13 protein-coding genes and 1 riboswitch are annotated in these 14,577 nt (G+C 71.3%); of the genes, 5 read left to right on the forward strand and 8 right to left on the reverse strand.

From position 1 onward, the window contains the following. The first annotated feature begins 61 nt into the window (after window positions 1-61). From ABZ079_RS14410 to ABZ079_RS14420, 3 genes are all read left to right on the forward strand, one after another. A complete protein-coding gene (locus ABZ079_RS14410; protein ID WP_356939727.1) occupies window positions 62-415 on the forward strand; it encodes an acyl-CoA dehydrogenase family protein in 354 nt (117 codons plus the stop codon). Next, window positions 412-1,596, forward strand: coding sequence for a Glu/Leu/Phe/Val dehydrogenase dimerization domain-containing protein (locus ABZ079_RS14415; protein ID WP_356939728.1), 1,185 nt, complete (start codon window positions 412-414; stop codon window positions 1,594-1,596). Before ABZ079_RS14410 ends, ABZ079_RS14415 begins: the two co-directional genes overlap by 4 nt. Window positions 1,597-2,121: 525 nt before the next feature. Then, the gene (locus ABZ079_RS14420; RefSeq protein WP_356939729.1) at window positions 2,122-2,742 is read left to right on the forward strand and encodes a TetR/AcrR family transcriptional regulator; all 621 of its coding nucleotides are present in this window, start codon (window positions 2,122-2,124) and stop codon (window positions 2,740-2,742) included. A 199-nt stretch (window positions 2,743-2,941) separates the two neighbouring features. On the opposite strand, the gene ABZ079_RS14425 is transcribed toward ABZ079_RS14420, so the two are convergent. The 3 genes from ABZ079_RS14425 to ABZ079_RS14435 form a co-directional block, all read right to left on the reverse strand. Further along, on the reverse strand, window positions 2,942-3,727 hold the full coding sequence (locus tag ABZ079_RS14425) for an SGNH/GDSL hydrolase family protein (protein WP_356939766.1): 786 nt from the start codon (window positions 3,725-3,727) through the stop codon (window positions 2,942-2,944). Between the two features lie 413 nt (window positions 3,728-4,140). Continuing rightward, window positions 4,141-5,040: a LysM peptidoglycan-binding domain-containing M23 family metallopeptidase gene (locus ABZ079_RS14430; protein WP_356939730.1), complete on the reverse strand. Its 900-nt coding sequence runs from the start codon at window positions 5,038-5,040 to the stop codon at window positions 4,141-4,143. Between the two features lie 4 nt (window positions 5,041-5,044). Then, window positions 5,045-5,208, reverse strand: a riboswitch (cyclic di-AMP (ydaO/yuaA leader). Window positions 5,209-5,509: 301 nt separating this feature from the next. Continuing rightward, window positions 5,510-7,582 carry an alpha-galactosidase gene (locus ABZ079_RS14435; RefSeq protein WP_356939767.1) on the reverse strand — a complete coding sequence of 691 codons (2,073 nt, stop codon included), beginning with the start codon at window positions 7,580-7,582 and terminating at the stop codon, window positions 5,510-5,512. 170 nt (window positions 7,583-7,752) lie between these two features. Between ABZ079_RS14435 and ABZ079_RS14440 the strand changes: the two genes are divergently transcribed. After that, entirely contained in the window at window positions 7,753-8,550 is a 798-nt protein-coding gene (locus tag ABZ079_RS14440; RefSeq protein ID WP_356939731.1) for a tyrosine-protein phosphatase, read from the forward strand. 352 nt (window positions 8,551-8,902) lie between these two features. Here the strand turns inward: ABZ079_RS14440 and ABZ079_RS14445 are convergent, their stop codons facing one another. Both ABZ079_RS14445 and ABZ079_RS14450 read right to left on the reverse strand, forming a co-directional pair. Then, complete coding sequence (locus tag ABZ079_RS14445; protein WP_201813663.1) at window positions 8,903-9,025, reverse strand: DUF6126 family protein; 123 nt, start codon at window positions 9,023-9,025, stop codon at window positions 8,903-8,905. Further along, the gene (locus ABZ079_RS14450; RefSeq protein WP_356939732.1) at window positions 9,022-9,648 is read right to left on the reverse strand and encodes an XRE family transcriptional regulator; all 627 of its coding nucleotides are present in this window, start codon (window positions 9,646-9,648) and stop codon (window positions 9,022-9,024) included. The genes ABZ079_RS14445 and ABZ079_RS14450 overlap by 4 nt, the downstream gene beginning before the upstream one ends. A gap of 127 nt (window positions 9,649-9,775) precedes the next feature. Between ABZ079_RS14450 and ABZ079_RS14455 the strand changes: the two genes are divergently transcribed. Then, the gene (locus ABZ079_RS14455; RefSeq protein WP_356939733.1) at window positions 9,776-10,063 is read left to right on the forward strand and encodes a hypothetical protein; all 288 of its coding nucleotides are present in this window, start codon (window positions 9,776-9,778) and stop codon (window positions 10,061-10,063) included. A 65-nt stretch (window positions 10,064-10,128) separates the two neighbouring features. Here ABZ079_RS14455 and ABZ079_RS14460 read toward each other — a convergent pair whose 3' ends face one another. Genes ABZ079_RS14460 through ispG form a run of 3 tightly spaced genes read right to left on the reverse strand, consistent with a single transcriptional unit; the run spans window position 10,129 to window position 14,567 of the window. After that, on the reverse strand, window positions 10,129-11,514 hold the full coding sequence (locus ABZ079_RS14460; RefSeq protein ID WP_356939734.1) for an aspartate aminotransferase family protein: 1,386 nt from the start codon (window positions 11,512-11,514) through the stop codon (window positions 10,129-10,131). Beyond that, window positions 11,511-13,409 (reverse strand): 1-deoxy-D-xylulose-5-phosphate synthase, encoded by a 1,899-nt coding sequence (gene dxs, locus ABZ079_RS14465; protein WP_356939735.1) that lies wholly within the window; start codon window positions 13,407-13,409, stop codon window positions 11,511-11,513. Before dxs ends, ABZ079_RS14460 begins: the two co-directional genes overlap by 4 nt. Before the next feature lie 36 nt (window positions 13,410-13,445). After that, window positions 13,446-14,567: a flavodoxin-dependent (E)-4-hydroxy-3-methylbut-2-enyl-diphosphate synthase gene (ispG, locus tag ABZ079_RS14470; RefSeq protein WP_356939768.1), complete on the reverse strand. Its 1,122-nt coding sequence runs from the start codon at window positions 14,565-14,567 to the stop codon at window positions 13,446-13,448. Window positions 14,568-14,577: the final 10 nt, after the last annotated feature.

Raw genomic sequence — 14,577 nt, forward strand, 5'->3', positions numbered from 1 at the left:
ACTGACCCATGATTCAGTAACTCGCATCCCGGCTCCCTCCGCCGACCGCCCCCGGCCGCCTTTGGACGGTCCCGGGGAGGCCGGCGTCGAGACGCCCTGTGGCCCGTGGCGCAAGGCCGCCGAGGTGGGCATCACCGGCTGCGCGCAGCGGCAGGAGGGCGGCGGGGGCGGCTTCCCCGGCGCGTTCTCCCAGCGCCTCGTCCAGGAGGAGCCGAGCGTGGACGACCTGGGCATCGGCGACCTGCTCCGTTCCAACGGCTTGCTCGCGGGCCGCGTCCTCGAATGCGGCGCGAAGGAGCGGAAGCAGCGGTGGCTGACGCCGCTCACGGACCCTGACACCCTGGCGCGCACCCTCACCGAGGCCCTCGACCGGCCCGGCGCCGCTCTGATCACCGTCCCCGAGGAGACCCCATGACCGCCCCCGCCCCCCTGATGTCGCTGGTCTGGACCGACCATGTCACCGGCCGCCAGGGCTTCCTGGTCGTGGACCGGCTGGTGCGGGGTGTGGCCAGCGGAGGGCTGCGGATGCGTCCCGGTTGCACGCTGGGGGAGGTGGCGGGGCTCGCCCGCGGCATGACGATGAAGGAGGCCCTGCACTACAACCCCGGGGGCCGCTACGTCCCGCTCGGCGGCGCCAAGGGCGGCCTCGACTGCGATCCCCGGGCGCCGGAGGCCTACGGACTGCTGGTGCGCTATCTGCGTGCCATGCGGCCGTACATCGAGAGCTCCTGGACCACCGGCGAGGACCTGGGCCTGACCCAGGACCTGGTGGACCGCGCCGCGACCGAGGCGGGCCTCATCTCCTCCATCCAGGCGGTGTACCCCTTGCTGGACGACGAGGCGGCGGCCCGCAAACGGCTCGCGGACGCCTTCGCGGTCGAGGTGGACGGCATCGGCCTGGGTGAGCTGGCCGGAGGCTGCGGAGTCGCCGAGTCGGTGCTCGCGGCCTTGGACCGGGCGTCGGTGCCGTACGCGGGCGCCCGGGTCTCCGTGCAGGGCCTCGGCACGATGGGCGGGGCCACCGCGCGCTTCCTCGCGCGCGCGGGCCTGACCGTGGTGGCGGTCGCCGACATCAAGGGCACGATCGCCAACCCGGCGGGGCTCGACATCGAGACGCTGCTCGCCGCGCGGGACGCCTACGGCAGCGTCGACCGGCACGTGCTGCGCTGCGGCGACCGGGAACTGCCCGGTGACGCCTGGCTGTCCGCTGAGGCCGAGGTGCTGGTGCCGGCGGCCGTTTCGTACGCGATCGACACCGCCGCCCAGGAGGGGATCGGCGCCCGCTGGATCGTGGAGGCCGCCAACATGCCCGTGCTGCCGGGGGCGGAGGCGCTGCTGGCCGCGCGCGGGGTGACGGTACTGCCGGACGTGGTGGTCAACTCCGGCACCAACGCGTGGTGGTGGTGGACCCTGTTCGGTGACATCGGTGCGGACGCCGACGAGGCGTTCTCGCACATCCGGCGCTCGATGCGCGCCCTGATCGGCCTGATGCTCGACCGTGCGGAGGCCGACGGTACGACCCCGCGCGCGGCCGCCCACGCCCTGGTGACCGACCGGCTGCCGGTGATCGCGGAACGCTTCGGGTGGTACCGGTGACGGGCGACAACGCCGTCTCCCCGGGCGCACCGGCACGGTCGACGTGACGGCCGGACTGCCCACGGGCTCGCGCGTCGACATGACCGGCGCCTGGTCCCCGGTGCTCGACGAGGGCCGGCTCGGCGAGGCTCGCGTGAAGACCTCGTCCGCTGTAGGACGTCCGCAGTCGCGGACCTCCTACAGCGCCATCGAGGTCGGCATCCGCGAGGGCACCGCCGCCCGGCTCGACGTCAGCTCCGACGAGGCGGTTCAGAGCCGGCCGATCATGCGGTTGAAGAGGTTGCGTCGGCGGCTGCGTGCCAGTCTCCGTACTGGCGTCGTCGCCGGGTGGGCGTTGGTCCCGGCCGACGCCCGGGCCCGACCGACGCCTCGCAAGCCGTTCGTGGCACCGGCACACCCAACCGGCCCCGGTCCGTGCGGGCGTCCTGTCTCCCGGGTGACCGAAGGTGCCGCCGACCCCACTCGAACAGCCCGAGGAAACGGGTCCCTTCGACGCCGCCCTTCCCAACGGATTAGGGTGACCGCGTGGCGAGAGTGCGGTTGAGCGTGGCCGAGCGGCGGGAGGAGCTGCTGCGGGCCGCCATCGAGCAGATCGAGGCGCGGGGCGTGGCGGCGGTCAGGATCGCCGACGTGGCCGCGGCGCTCGGGGTGAGCAACGCGCTGGTGCTGTACCACTTCTCGACCAAGGAGAAGCTGGTCGCCGCCGCGTTCACCTACGCGGCCAAGGACGATCTCACGCGTCTGCGCAAGCTGCTGGGGCGCAGGACGTCCGCGCTGCGCCGGCTGCGGGCGGCGGTGCGCTGGTACGCGCCGACCGGTCAGGCCAAGGGCTGGCGGCTGTGGATCGAGGGCTGGGCGGTGGCCCTGCGCGAGCCCGCCCTTCGGGAGGTCACCCGGGACCTGGACAAGCAGTGGAAGGCGGCGATCGCCGAGGTCATCGCCGAGGGCGTGGCGGCGGGCGAGTTCACGTGCGCCGACCCGGCCGGTGCCGCGCTGCGGCTGACCGCGTTGCTCGACGGGCTCGCGGTGCAGCTGACGTCGTACCCGGGCGGGGTGCCGCGGTCCCGGGCGCAGGTGTGGGTCGACGAGGCGCTCGCCCGGGAACTGGGGCTGGACCGGCAGGCGTTGACCGAGCGGGAGCGGTGAGCGCTCCACACGGGTCGGACGCGATCGTCGTTTGTACCGGTTGACCGGCCGGTCGGCCGACTCCGCCCCGGCCCGGCTCGCCGACCGGCTCGGCCGTCACCTGGATCGCCGGTCGGACACAGCCGCGGTCTGGAACGACGCCCGGATACGGCCCTGCCCCGGATCACGGCATGCGTGGTCCGGGGCAGGGCCGGCGGCGTCAGGCCACGGAGGTGATCCGCAGCTTGATGTCGTCCGGCGACAGGGTTCCCTTGGCCGTCACATGGTCACCGGAGGACTCGCCGCGCAGCCGTCGGCCGATCCACGGGACGAGGTACTCGCGGGCCCACTGGACGTCGTCGCGGCGGACCTCCAGGGTGCCCCGGGGCGGCAGCGGCGGCCACGGCTGCTCCGGGTCGGCCGGGACGTCGAGGCCGAGGACCTGCCCGGCGCGCAGCGCCACGCGGGTGTGCCCCTCGGGTGAGAGGTGGAGCCGGTCGTTGTCCCACGCCCGGCGGTCCTGAACCGACTTGAGGGACCACAGGTCGAGCACGGGACAGCCGTACCGGTCGGCGATCGCGCGGACGTGCCCGTTGTAGGTGGCGATCTTGCCGCGCAGGTGCTTGAGCACGGGAACGCCTCGGGTGTCGAAGCCGGTCGTCACCATCACCGTGCCCGCGACCTCGGCGAGCCGGGCCACGGCGCGCTCGAACCGCTCGGCCACCTCGTCCGGGTCGGTGCCGGGTCGGATGATGTCGTTGCCGCCGGCACAGAAGGAGACCAGATCCGGGGCCAGTCTCACGGCCTTGGGGAGCTGGTCGGCCACGATCTGGTCCAGCAGCTTCCCGCGCACGGCGAGGTTGCTGTATCGGAAGTCGCCCTCGGGACGCCGGTCGGCGAGGAGTACGGCGAACCGGTCGGCCCAGCCCACGAATGCCCCGTCGGGGCCGAGGTCGCCGACGCCCTCGGTGAAGCTGTCCCCCACCGCCACGTACGACCCGATCACTGATCTGTTGTCATTCTTCGAATCGTCTGCCACGTCGGACCATGATTCACCTTCGGATGTGGCTTACGCGACCGTAGGCCGGGGTTGACTACCGGTGAGATGAGACACCCTTAAATAGTTTGCCAATTCAGGAATTCGGCTGCCCTCGGACGTGTTGGGTATGTGATCGCCACACCCGGAAGCCGGTGGCACTGAAGTGGATCCGCACGATCCGGAAAGCGAAGTACCCACCGGCCGGTTCGGGACGAGCAGGGGCTCCGCGCGGATCGCCTCCCCTGTCGACACTCCGGGCGGGACCGCCACATGGCCGCAGGGAGCCGGACCATGCCCGGACACACCGAAGGCCGGACCCGGGGATCGTGGGTCCGGCCTTCGGAGGCGTGTCAGGCGGGGAATGCCGGGCGGGGCGGTCCTCAGCCGACGGCCACGCCGTGCTGGCGGAGGTAACCGAGCGGGTCGATGTCGGAGCCGTAGTCCGGCGTGGTGCGGATCTCGAAGTGCAGGTGCGGGCCGGTCACGTTGCCGGTGGCGCCGGACAGGCCGATCTGCTGGCCCGCGGTCACGGTCTGGCCGGCCGAGACGGAGAGCTGCGAGAGGTGGGCGTACTGGGCGTAGTAGCCGTCGTTGAGCTTGATGACGACCTGGTTGCCGTAGGCGCCGCCCCAGCCGGCGGAGACGACCGTGCCCGCGGCGACGGCCTTGAGGGAGGTACCGGTCGGGACGACGAAGTCGACCCCGGTGTGGTGGCCGCTGGACCACATGCTGCCGGCCACGTGGTAGCCGGTGCCGATGGTTGCGCCGGTCACCGGGAGGGTGAAGCCGGTGGCGGTGGCCGTGGAACCGGAGGACTTGGCCGCCGGGGCCGCCTGCGCCGGGGAGGGCTTCGAGGCCGCCGGCGCCTGCTGCGGGGCGGACTCGGCGCGGGTCTGCGCGGCCTTCTTGCCGAGCGTGAGTTCCAGGCCCGGGCGGATCAGCGCCGGGTCGGCACCGATGGCCTGCCGGTTGTCGTCGTAGAGCTGGTGCCAGCCGCCGCTGACGTGCTGCTGGTCGGCGATCGCCGAGAGGCAGTCGCCGGACTTCACCGTGTAGGTGCGCACAGCGGAATCCGGTTGCGCGGCCGCCTTCTTCACCGTGGCGGGAAGGGACTGCACGGTCTTTCCGGAAACTGACTGCGCGGGGGTGGCGGCGTGCGCTCCGGTGGCCCCGATGAGCGGGAGGGCCAGCGCGGCGCCGCCGGTTCCGGCGACGGCGAGGGAGCGGGAGCGGGAAAAACGCGGGGTCTTGGGACGTCGGTGCTTACCCTTAGCGGGCATGGCGCATTCCTCTCCGACGCCTGCGAGGTCAGCTGTCGGGTTCGGGCTGGAGCTGCCCGGCCGCGTTGGATCGCGACTTCACCCCTAGCCTGTCGCGGAGACCGGACAGGCAGTCGTACCTGGTGGGTCCCCCGCTCCTGCCGAACGCGGGTCAAGTGTGTGGGGACTCCGGGCGGCGGCAGGATTCGGCGTTCCGTCCGGATTGGTGGCGAACGTAGGCGAGCGAGACCTACGGAAACAAGCAGCCGGTCCCCGCCGTTCGCGTTTCCGGAGACCGAAGGCGGACCGGCCCGGTCACCCTGCGTGAATTCCCGCCCTCTGCGCCCTTCATTTTCCCTTCACTTCTTGAGAATTACGTGGACATGACGTGCGACGCTCGGTCACCGATATGACCCTCCTCACGCGTCACCCACCACCGGCCCTTACAAGGCGGCGAGTTGTAACGAAGCCGCCAATTCGGGCAGAAGGCTCAGATGCGGCACAGTCGGAGAACCGTCGCATCCAGGTCTCCCTTCAGGCCGGTGCGCAGCCCATGGTGCAGCAAGACGGCTCCTCGAAACACTTCGCCCGTTTCGCGGCATTCATACGATGCTGTCGGGTCGAGTCCACGCAACCGCACCGCCGGCACCGGTTCGCCGTAGCTCTGCGCCTGCAGCCAGGCGAGGACCACCGCCTCGTCCGCGAGGACGTACTGGACGGCGCTCAGGCCGCCCGCCGGGGGGCGCAGCCGGTACAGCTCGCCGCGCTGGACGACCGGGCGGATCTCCTTGTACAGCTCCACCCACCGCCGGGCCTCGGCCAGTTCCTCCTCGCTCCACTCCGTGAGGTCACCGCCGACACCGAGAACGCCGGCCATGGCGCTGACGAAGCGGAACCGCAGCGAGCTGACCCGGCCGTTGAGCTGTGTGTTCGGGCTGTCGGTGACCCAGGCGGCCATCACCCGGGCGGGGTGGATCTGGGTGAAGCCGTGCTGGATGGCGAGCCGGTCCAGCGGGTCGGTGTTGTCGGACGTCCACACCTGGTCGGTGCGGCTCATCATCCCGAGGTCGATCCGGCCGCCGCCCCCCGAACAGGACTCGAAGGCGACCCCGGGGTGCGCCGCGCGCAACCGGTCCAGCAGCGTGTACAAGGCCCGGACGTGGTCGGCCCACAGGCGCTGCGGGTACGGCTCACCGGGCCAGCCGGCGTCGGTGAAGCAGCGGTTGAAGTCCCACTTCACGTAGTCGATCGGGGCGTTGCTGAGCAGTGCGTCCAGCTGCCCCCACAGGTATTCCCGGACGTCCTCGCGGGCGAGGTTGAGGACGAGCTGGTTGCGCAGTTCCGTCCGCTTACGTCCCGATTGGTACTGGACCCAGTCGGGGTGGGCGCGGTACAGGTCGCTGTCCGGGTTGACCATCTCGGGTTCGACCCAGATGCCGAACCGCATGCCGAGGCCGTGCACCCGGTCGGCGAGAGGCTTGAGGCCGTGCGGGAAGCGGTCGGGGTTCGGAGTCCAGTCGCCGAGCCCGGCGCGGTCACTGGTACGGGCGCCGAACCAGCCGTCGTCCACCACGAACAGCTCGACGCCGATCTCGGCGGCACGGCGGGCGAGGGCGGCCTGCTGCTCCTCGGAGATGTGGAAGTTCGTCGCCTCCCAGGAGTTGAAGAGGACGGGCCGGTCCTGCTCCGCGTCCGGGATGACGTACGCGCGCTGATAGGCGTGCCAGACACGGCTCGCGCCCCCGAAGCCGCCGTCGCTCCACAACCCCGCGAAGACGGGGGTGGTGTACGACTCCCCCGGCTGCAGGAGCAGCAGGCCGGAGTCGTCGTAGCCGGCGCCGCCGGTGATCTGTACCCGGGCGTCCGGGAGTTGGGCGACGGCGATGCGCCAGGAGCCGGACCAGCCGAGCGCGCAGCCGTAGACCTCGCCGCGCTCCTCGGTGGCGTCGGTGTCGAGCGCGACCCAGGGCAGGTGCTGGTGGCCGGTGTGGCCGCGGCGGCTGCCGATGACCTTCTCACCGTAGGTGAGGGGGGCGGTGGTGAGCCGGGACTCGGCGGCCCATCGGCCGTGCAGCTGGGACAGCCGCCAGCCCTCGCGGTCGGGCAGGGTCCAGGTGGCGGCGTCGGCCCGCAGCAGCTCCACGAGCGCGTGACCGCCGTTGCCGAGGGTCACCCAGCGCTCCACGACGTCCCCGCGCGTCCGGTAGTGGAGGGTGATCGCCAGCCCGTCGTCCTCGAAGCGCAGCCGCAGCTCGTCGCCCTCCGCCTCGTACGCCTGGAAAGCCCACTCCGTGCCGCGGCGCTCGACCGTTCGCACGGACAGGGCGGGGCGGACGAAGCGGGGGCCGCCCTCGACGGGGTACTCCTCGCGGCCGTCGAGCGGGGATTCGAAGGGCCAGTAGCCGGGCAGGGGGCTCACCGCCAGCGCCTCGGCGTCCGCGAGCGCGATCCGCGGGCCCCAGTGGAGGTGGAGCAGCTCGTCCGCCTCGGTGAGATGCAGGGCATAACTGCTGGTGGGCCCCGACAGGAGCCAGGTACGACCGTCTTCGGCGATGTCCACCATCGAGACCTCACAGCTGTCAACAGATCCGCTCAATTGCGAACATCATCAGCTGTGCGGCCCCAGGTGACAATGCCTGTGGACAACTCATTGCCCGAGGAAAGCAATGTCGTATGGTCGACGGAGCGCCCGTCGACGAGCCGCGCCGGCGGGGCCGACCGGGAGGAGCCCCCGTGACGCAGCAGGTCCCGTCGACCGAGCCGGAGCTGGCCGGAGTGCGCAATTTCCGTGACGTAGGCGGACTGCCGACCGTGGACGGACGGCGGGTGCGGCACGGTGTGCTGTACCGCAGCGGGCACCTCGCGCACGCGACCGAGGAGGACGCGGCCTTCCTCTCCTCCCTGGGCCTGCACACGATCTTCGACTTCCGTAACGCGGCCGACCAGAGGCTGGAGGGACCCGACGTCGAGCTGGCCGGCGTGCGCAATGTGAACCTGCCGCTGAGCGACCCGGCGGACGGCGCCGAGTTCTGGAAGATGGTCCGCGACGGCGACCTCGAGCAGTTGCGCGCGATCCTGGACGACGGCAAGGGGGCGGCCCGGATGATCGCCTCGTACCGGACGATCGTCAAGGAGCGCACCGCCGAGCACTCCCGGGTGCTGCACGCGCTCGCCGAGGACAGCGTGCCCGCGCTGATGCACTGCGCGGCCGGCAAGGACCGCGCGGGCATCTCCATAGCCGTCACGCTGCTCGCCCTGGGGGTGGAGCGCGACGCCATCGTCGCCGACTACCTGGAGTCCAACGCCAAGCACCGCCGCTACCGGATCCGGCGCAACGGCAGCGCGGACACCGCGTACATCCCCGAGGTGATGGAGCTGCTCAGCCCGCTCTTCGACGCCCGGGCCGAATACCTCGAGGCGGCCTTCCACAGCATCGAGGAGACCTGGGGCGGAGCCGACGCCTACCTGGAACAGGGCCTCGGCCTCGCCACCGAGACCCGCGAGCGGCTGCGCGAGCGCCTGCTGGACTGACCGGACGCGAGTCCGCGGATTGCCCGGATGCGCGGATTGCCCGGATGCGCGGGCGCGTAGGTCCACAGGGCCGGGGGGCAAAGGCCGTCCGTGGGGTCGGCCTACGCTGCCCGCATGTGGAAGGAGATCGCAAGCACGAGGACGACGGCCGGCGGTGGGTCGAGCGCGATCTTCGAGACTACCTCGGCCGGCCCGCGGGGACGACTGGTACCGGTAACCGTCGTGAGCAGAACGAGCGGGGCTGCCACCGACAGGAGGGCAGGAGCCCGCCGGGCACCGTAGGGTCACCGGTCCGTGGAGCGAGTTCCGCCCAGCGCTACGCGGGCCCGTGATTCCGCGCCGCCTCGCCGGGTCAGCCCTTGGCGCCCACCGCGAACAACAGGTAGAGGAACGCGGCCAGGACATGGCCGAGCGCGATGTAGATGAGCAGCCGGATCCACAGGGATCGGGGGAACTTCTCCTCGAAATCGCTCATGGCAGCTCTCCGGTCAGCGGCCCCAGGCACAGGGTGGCCGTGGGGCTCTGCAGCAGGGTGTGGACGAACAGCAGCTCCACGCCGTCGTGATCCTCGGCGGCGAGGCGGTGCGGGGTGAGGGAGTCGAAGTGCGCGCTGTCGCCGGGCGCGAGGAGGTGCGCGGTGTCGCCGAGACGCAGCCGCAGGCGCCCCTTGAGGACGTACAGCCATTCCTCGCCCGGGTGGACGCGCACGATGTCGCCCTGGGAGCCGTACGGCACGCGCACGCGCAGGGCCTGCATGCCGCGGCCGGGCGCCCCGGCCTGGACGTATGTCCAGCCGCCCGCCCGGGTCGGCTCCATGTCGGCGGCCCGCACGATCGCGTCCCGGTCGGCTACCGTCTCGCCGAGGAGCTCGGAGACGGTCGTACCGTAGACACGGGCGAGCGCGAGGAGCATCGGCAGCGAGGGTTGGCGGTGTCCGGTCTCCAGGCGGGAGAGGTGGGCCGGCGAGAGCCCGGCGGTGCGGGCCGCGGCCTCCAGGGTGAGGCCTGCCCGGCGGCGCAGTGCGCGCAGCTGCGGCGCGACGGCCGGCAGGGCGTCGCCCTGGCCCGCCCCCGGTGCCGCGGCGTCTGAGGCGTTCATGCCTCCATTCAGCCCCGATATTGCCTGATCGGCAATTTTCTTACCTCAGAGGCAAAAAAGGCCCCGCGCCCCAGCGTTTTGCTACGATCAGGCTAAGAACTGAACACGTTCAAAACAGGGGGATCGCATGCCTGCACGCACCACGCCGGACCCAGCCGACACACCGGCGACCGCCCTCGGCCCCACCGCACTCGTCCTGGGGCTCGTGGCCGCACCGGGCCTGTGGCCGACCCTCACGTTCGGCCTGCTCCCCGTGATGCTCATCGCCGGCGGGCTCGCCGTCGTCCTCGGCCTCACGGGCGTCCACTACGCCCTCCATGGCATCGGCCGGCTGTGGATCGCCACCACGGGAACCGTCCTGGGCGCGCTCGGACTGGCCTATCCCTTCGTTCTCGTCCTGCCGTTGCTCCTCTGAACGCCCCACGCCCCGCACCGAGCCCGTCCCGGTTGCGGGGCGCGGCAAGAGGGCCCGGCCCCCGGTCAGCGATGGGCCACCGCCTGCTTGATCAGGGTCTTGCCGAAATCCCACATCAGGCCGCCACCGCTGTGCGCGTCGTCCATCACGGCGGTGAAGGCCTCCACGAACCGGTCCACGTCGGCCTCGTCGACGACCAGCGGCGGAATGAGCTTGATCACCTCCAGGTGGTCGCCGGAGACCTGGGTGAGGATCCGGTGCCGTTGCAGCAGCGGTACGACGACCATCTGCGCGAACAGGCCCTTGCGTGCGGCCTGGAGCATGGTCCAGCGGCTGCGCAGCTTCAGCGAGGACGGCTTGCCGAACTCGATGCCGATCATCAGGCCCCGGCCGCGCACATCGGCGAGCAGCTCGTACTTGTCGATCAGCGCGGTCAGACGGGACTTCAGCAGCTCACCGGTCGTGCGCACCCCGGCGACGATCTGCTCGTTCTCCATGACCGACAGCACGGCGAGGCCGCACGCCATCGCCGGGGAGTTGGACCCGAAGCTCGCCGAGTGGACCAGGACGCGGTCCATGGACGAGTACACCTTCTTGAAGATCCACTCCTTGCCGAGGGTGGCACCGACCGGTACATAGCCGCCGGAGAGCGCCTTGGCCACGCACACCAGGTCCGGTTCGACCCCGTCCTCGTGCTGGTAGGCGTAGAAGTCGCCGGTGCGGCCGAGACCGGTCTGCACCTCGTCGGCGATGAGCAGCGCCTTGTGCTTGTGCAGCAGGTCCTGGGCGGCGCGCAGATAGCCGGGCGGGGCCTCGTGTACGCCCTTGCCCTGGATGGGCTCGACGATGAGGGCGGCGACGTCGCCCCTCTTCAACTCCCGTGCCAGGGCGTCGAGATCGCCGAGGGGGACGGCGGTGTCGGGGAGCAGCGGGGCGAAGCCGTCGCGGAAGCCGTGCTCGCCGTTGACCGAGAGCGAGCCCGTGGTCAGGCCGTGGAAGGCGTGGTCGCAGTAGAGGACCCGCGGCTTGCCGGTGGCGTACCGGGCGAACTTCAGGGCCGTCTCCACCGCCTCGGTACCGCTGTTGCCGAAGAACACCCGGTCCAGGTGCGGGCTGTGCGCGAGGAGCCGCTCCGCGAGCAGGCCCGGCAGCGGCTGGCAGTCGAACCGGGTGAGGTCGGCGAGGTTCAGGTCGAGGACGTCGTGCAGCGCCTTGCGGACGACCGGGTGGTGGCGGCCCAGGCCCATCACCCCGAACCCGGCGAGCATGTCCAGGTAGTCGTTGCCGTCCGCGTCGTAGAAGTGGGCGCCTTCGCCGCGCTCGTAGACCTTGTCGAAGCCGATGGTGTGCAGCATGCGCGGCAGCTGCGGGTTGAGGTACTTCGCGTGCAGCTCGTAGCGCTCGGCTCCGCGCTCGGCGAGCAGGGCACCGAGGTCGAACTCCGTGGTCATTCACTCTCCTTGGCTGTGCCGTCGACGTCCCTGACGGCCAGGCTCGCGCTGATCCGCCCGGCGATCTCGACGGGCGTGAGGCCGATGTCGGCCAGCACCTCGCCGCGTTTGGCGTGCGCGAGGAACTGCTCCGGAATGCCGAACCGCCGCACCGGCACGTCCACGTCGGCATCACCGAGGGCCAGGGCGACGGCCGAACCGACGCCCGCCGCACGGCTGTTGTCCTCCACCACGGCCACCAGGCGGTGTTCGGCCGCCAGGCCGGGCAGTGCGGGGTCGACGGGCTTGACCCAACGCGGGTCCACCACCGTGCAGTCGATACCGCGAGCCTGAAGCAGCTCGGCGGCCTGCAGGCACACCGGTGTCATCACACCGACGGCCACCAGCAGCACCTCGGGGAGCCCGGCCCGGTGCAGGACGTCCATGCCGCCCACGTGGTCGATCGCCGGGATCTCCGGGCCGACGGACTCCTTCGGGAAGCGGACCACAGTCGGCGCGTCGTCCACGGCGACCGCCTCGCGCAGCTGCGCCCGGAGCTGGTCGGCGTCGCGCGGAGCGGCGATCCTCAGGCCCGGTACGACCTGGAGGACCGACATGTCCCACATGCCGTTGTGGGACGCGCCGTCCACGCCGGTGACGCCGGCCCGGTCCAGGACGAAGGTCACCCCGCAGCGGTGCAGGGCCACGTCCATCAGCAGCTGGTCGAAGGCACGGTTGAGGAAGGTGGCGTAGACGGCGACGACCGGGTGCAGGCCGCCGGTCGCGAGCCCGGCCGCGGAGACGGCCGCGTGCTGCTCGGCGATGCCCACGTCCCACACCCGGTCGGGGAAGCGCTCGGCGAACTCCCCGAGACCCACCGGGTGCAGCATGGCCGCCGTGATGGCGACGACGTCCTCCCGCTCCTGCGCGATCCGCACGATCTCGTCGCCGAACACCGAGGTCCAGGAGGGCCCGCCGGAGGGCACGAGCGGTGCGCAGGTGAGCGGGTCCATCACGCCGACGGTGTGGAAGTGGTCCTCCTCATGGGCGAGGGCGGGCTCGTAGCCGCGGCCCTTCTCCGTGAGGCAGTGGACCAGGACCGGGCCGTGGAAGCGTTTCGCCCGGCGCAGCGCGGACTCGACGGCGCCGATGTCGTGGCCGTCGATCGGGCCGACGTACTTCAGGCCCAGGTCCTCGAACATGCCCTGCGGGGCGAAGGCGTCCTTGAAGCCCTTCTTCGCGCCGTGCAGGGACTCGTAGATCGTGTTGCCGACGACCGGGGTCCGCAGCAGCACGTCCTTGCCCCAGGCGAGGGCCTTCTCGTAGCCGTCCGTCGTGCGCAGGGTGGCCAGGTGGTCGGCGAGGCCGCCGATGGTCGGCGCGTACGACCGCTCGTTGTCGTTGACGACGATGATCAGCGGCCGGTCCTTGGCGGCCGCGATGTTGTTCAGCGCCTCCCAGGCCATACCGCCGGTCAGCGCTCCGTCACCGATGACGGCGACGACGTGCCTCTTCTCCCCCTGCACCTGGTTGGCCTTGGCGAGGCCGTCGGCCCAGCCCAGCGCGGTGGAGGCGTGGCTGTTCTCGATGACGTCGTGCTCGGACTCCTCGCGCGAGGGGTAGCCGGACAGGCCGCCCTTGCCGCGCAGTTTGGAGAAGTCCTGACGTCCCGTCAGCAACTTGTGGACATAGCTCTGGTGTCCGGTGTCCCACAGGATGCGGTCGACCGGTGACTCGAAGACCCGGTGGAGCGCGATGGAGAGTTCCACCACCCCCAGATTGGGCCCGAGATGACCGCCGGTTCTCGACACCGCGTGCACCAGGAACTCACGTATCTCGTCGGATAGTTCGCCTAGTTCCGCCTCGGACAGCGCCTTCAGGTCGCGTGGTCCCCGGATCGTCTCCAGAATGGTCACGCTCGGGCCCCCTCTCGGTCCGTGCCTTGCCTCAACTCATCGTTCCGGGCTCGTCGGCTCGGCGAGCTTCCTGGCCTCCTCGATGAGGGTCTCCACGATCTGCGACTCGGGGACGGTCTTGACGACCTCCCCCTTCACGAAGATCTGGCCCTTGCCGTTGCCCGAGGCAACCCCGAGATCGGCCTCGCGGGCCTCGCCCGGACCATTGACCACACACCCCATCACCGCGACCCGCAGCGGCACCTCCATGCCGTCCAGGCCCGCGGTGACCTCCTCGGCGAGCTTGTACACGTCCACCTGGGCGCGACCGCAGGACGGGCAGGAGACGATCTCCGGGCGCCGTTGCCTGAGGCCGAGCGACTGAAGGATCCGGATGCCGACCTTGACCTCCTCGGCCGGCGGGGCCGACAGGGAGACGCGGATGGTGTCGCCGATACCCCGGGCCAGCAACGCACCGAAGGCGACGGCCGACTTGATCGTGCCCTGGAAGGCCGGGCCGGCCTCCGTGACCCCCAGGTGCAGCGGGTGGTCGCACTGTTCGGCGAGTTGCCGGTACGCCTCGATCATGACGACCGGGTCGTTGTGCTTGACCGAGATCTTGATGTCCCGGAAGCCGTGCTCCTCGAAGAGCGACGCCTCCCACAACGCGCTCTCGACCAGCGCCTCCGGGGTCGCCTTGCCGTGCTTCCGCAGCAGCCGCCGGTCCAGCGAACCCGCGTTGACGCCGATACGGACGGGCGTGCCGTGGTCCTTCGCGGCGCGCGATCTCCTTGACCTGGTCGTCGAACTTCTGATGTTGCCCGGGTTGACGCGGACCGCGGCGCAGCCGGCCTCGATGGCCGCGAAGACGTACTTCGGCTGGAAGTGGATGTCCGCGATCACCGGGAGCCGCGACTTGCGGACGATGGTGGACAGAGCGTCCGCGTCGTCCTGCGTGGGGCAGGCGACGCGGACGATCTGGCAGCCGGTCGCGGTGAGTTCCGCGATCTGCTGCAGGGTGGCACCGATGTCGGACGTACGGGTGGTCGTCATCGACTGCACCGACACCGGCGAGCCGCCGCCGACGGCCACCGGGCCGGCCTGGATCTGCCGCGACCGGCGACGCGGCGCGACCGGACCGGCCGGTACCTCGGGCACGCCCAAGGGCACCGCGGTCACCGCGGTCACC

Source organism: Streptomyces sp. NPDC006314, from assembly GCF_040613075.1.
Taxonomy (GTDB): domain Bacteria; phylum Actinomycetota; class Actinomycetes; order Streptomycetales; family Streptomycetaceae; genus Streptomyces.

Excerpts from the sequence above, each read along its gene's own strand:
- ABZ079_RS14415 (WP_356939728.1), top strand. The coding sequence starts at position 412 with ATGACCGCCCCCGCCCCCCTGATGTCGCTGGTCTGGACCGACCATGTC.
- ABZ079_RS14430 (WP_356939730.1), bottom strand. The coding sequence starts at position 5,040 with ATGCCCGCTAAGGGTAAGCACCGACGTCCCAAGACCCCGCGTTTTTCC.
- ABZ079_RS14435 (WP_356939767.1), bottom strand. The coding sequence starts at position 7,582 with ATGGTGGACATCGCCGAAGACGGTCGTACCTGGCTCCTGTCGGGGCCC.
- ABZ079_RS14445 (WP_201813663.1), bottom strand. The coding sequence starts at position 9,025 with ATGAGCGATTTCGAGGAGAAGTTCCCCCGATCCCTGTGGATCCGGCTG.
- ABZ079_RS14450 (WP_356939732.1), bottom strand. The coding sequence starts at position 9,648 with ATGAACGCCTCAGACGCCGCGGCACCGGGGGCGGGCCAGGGCGACGCC.
- ABZ079_RS14455 (WP_356939733.1), top strand. The coding sequence starts at position 9,776 with ATGCCTGCACGCACCACGCCGGACCCAGCCGACACACCGGCGACCGCC.
- ABZ079_RS14460 (WP_356939734.1), bottom strand. The coding sequence starts at position 11,514 with ATGACCACGGAGTTCGACCTCGGTGCCCTGCTCGCCGAGCGCGGAGCC.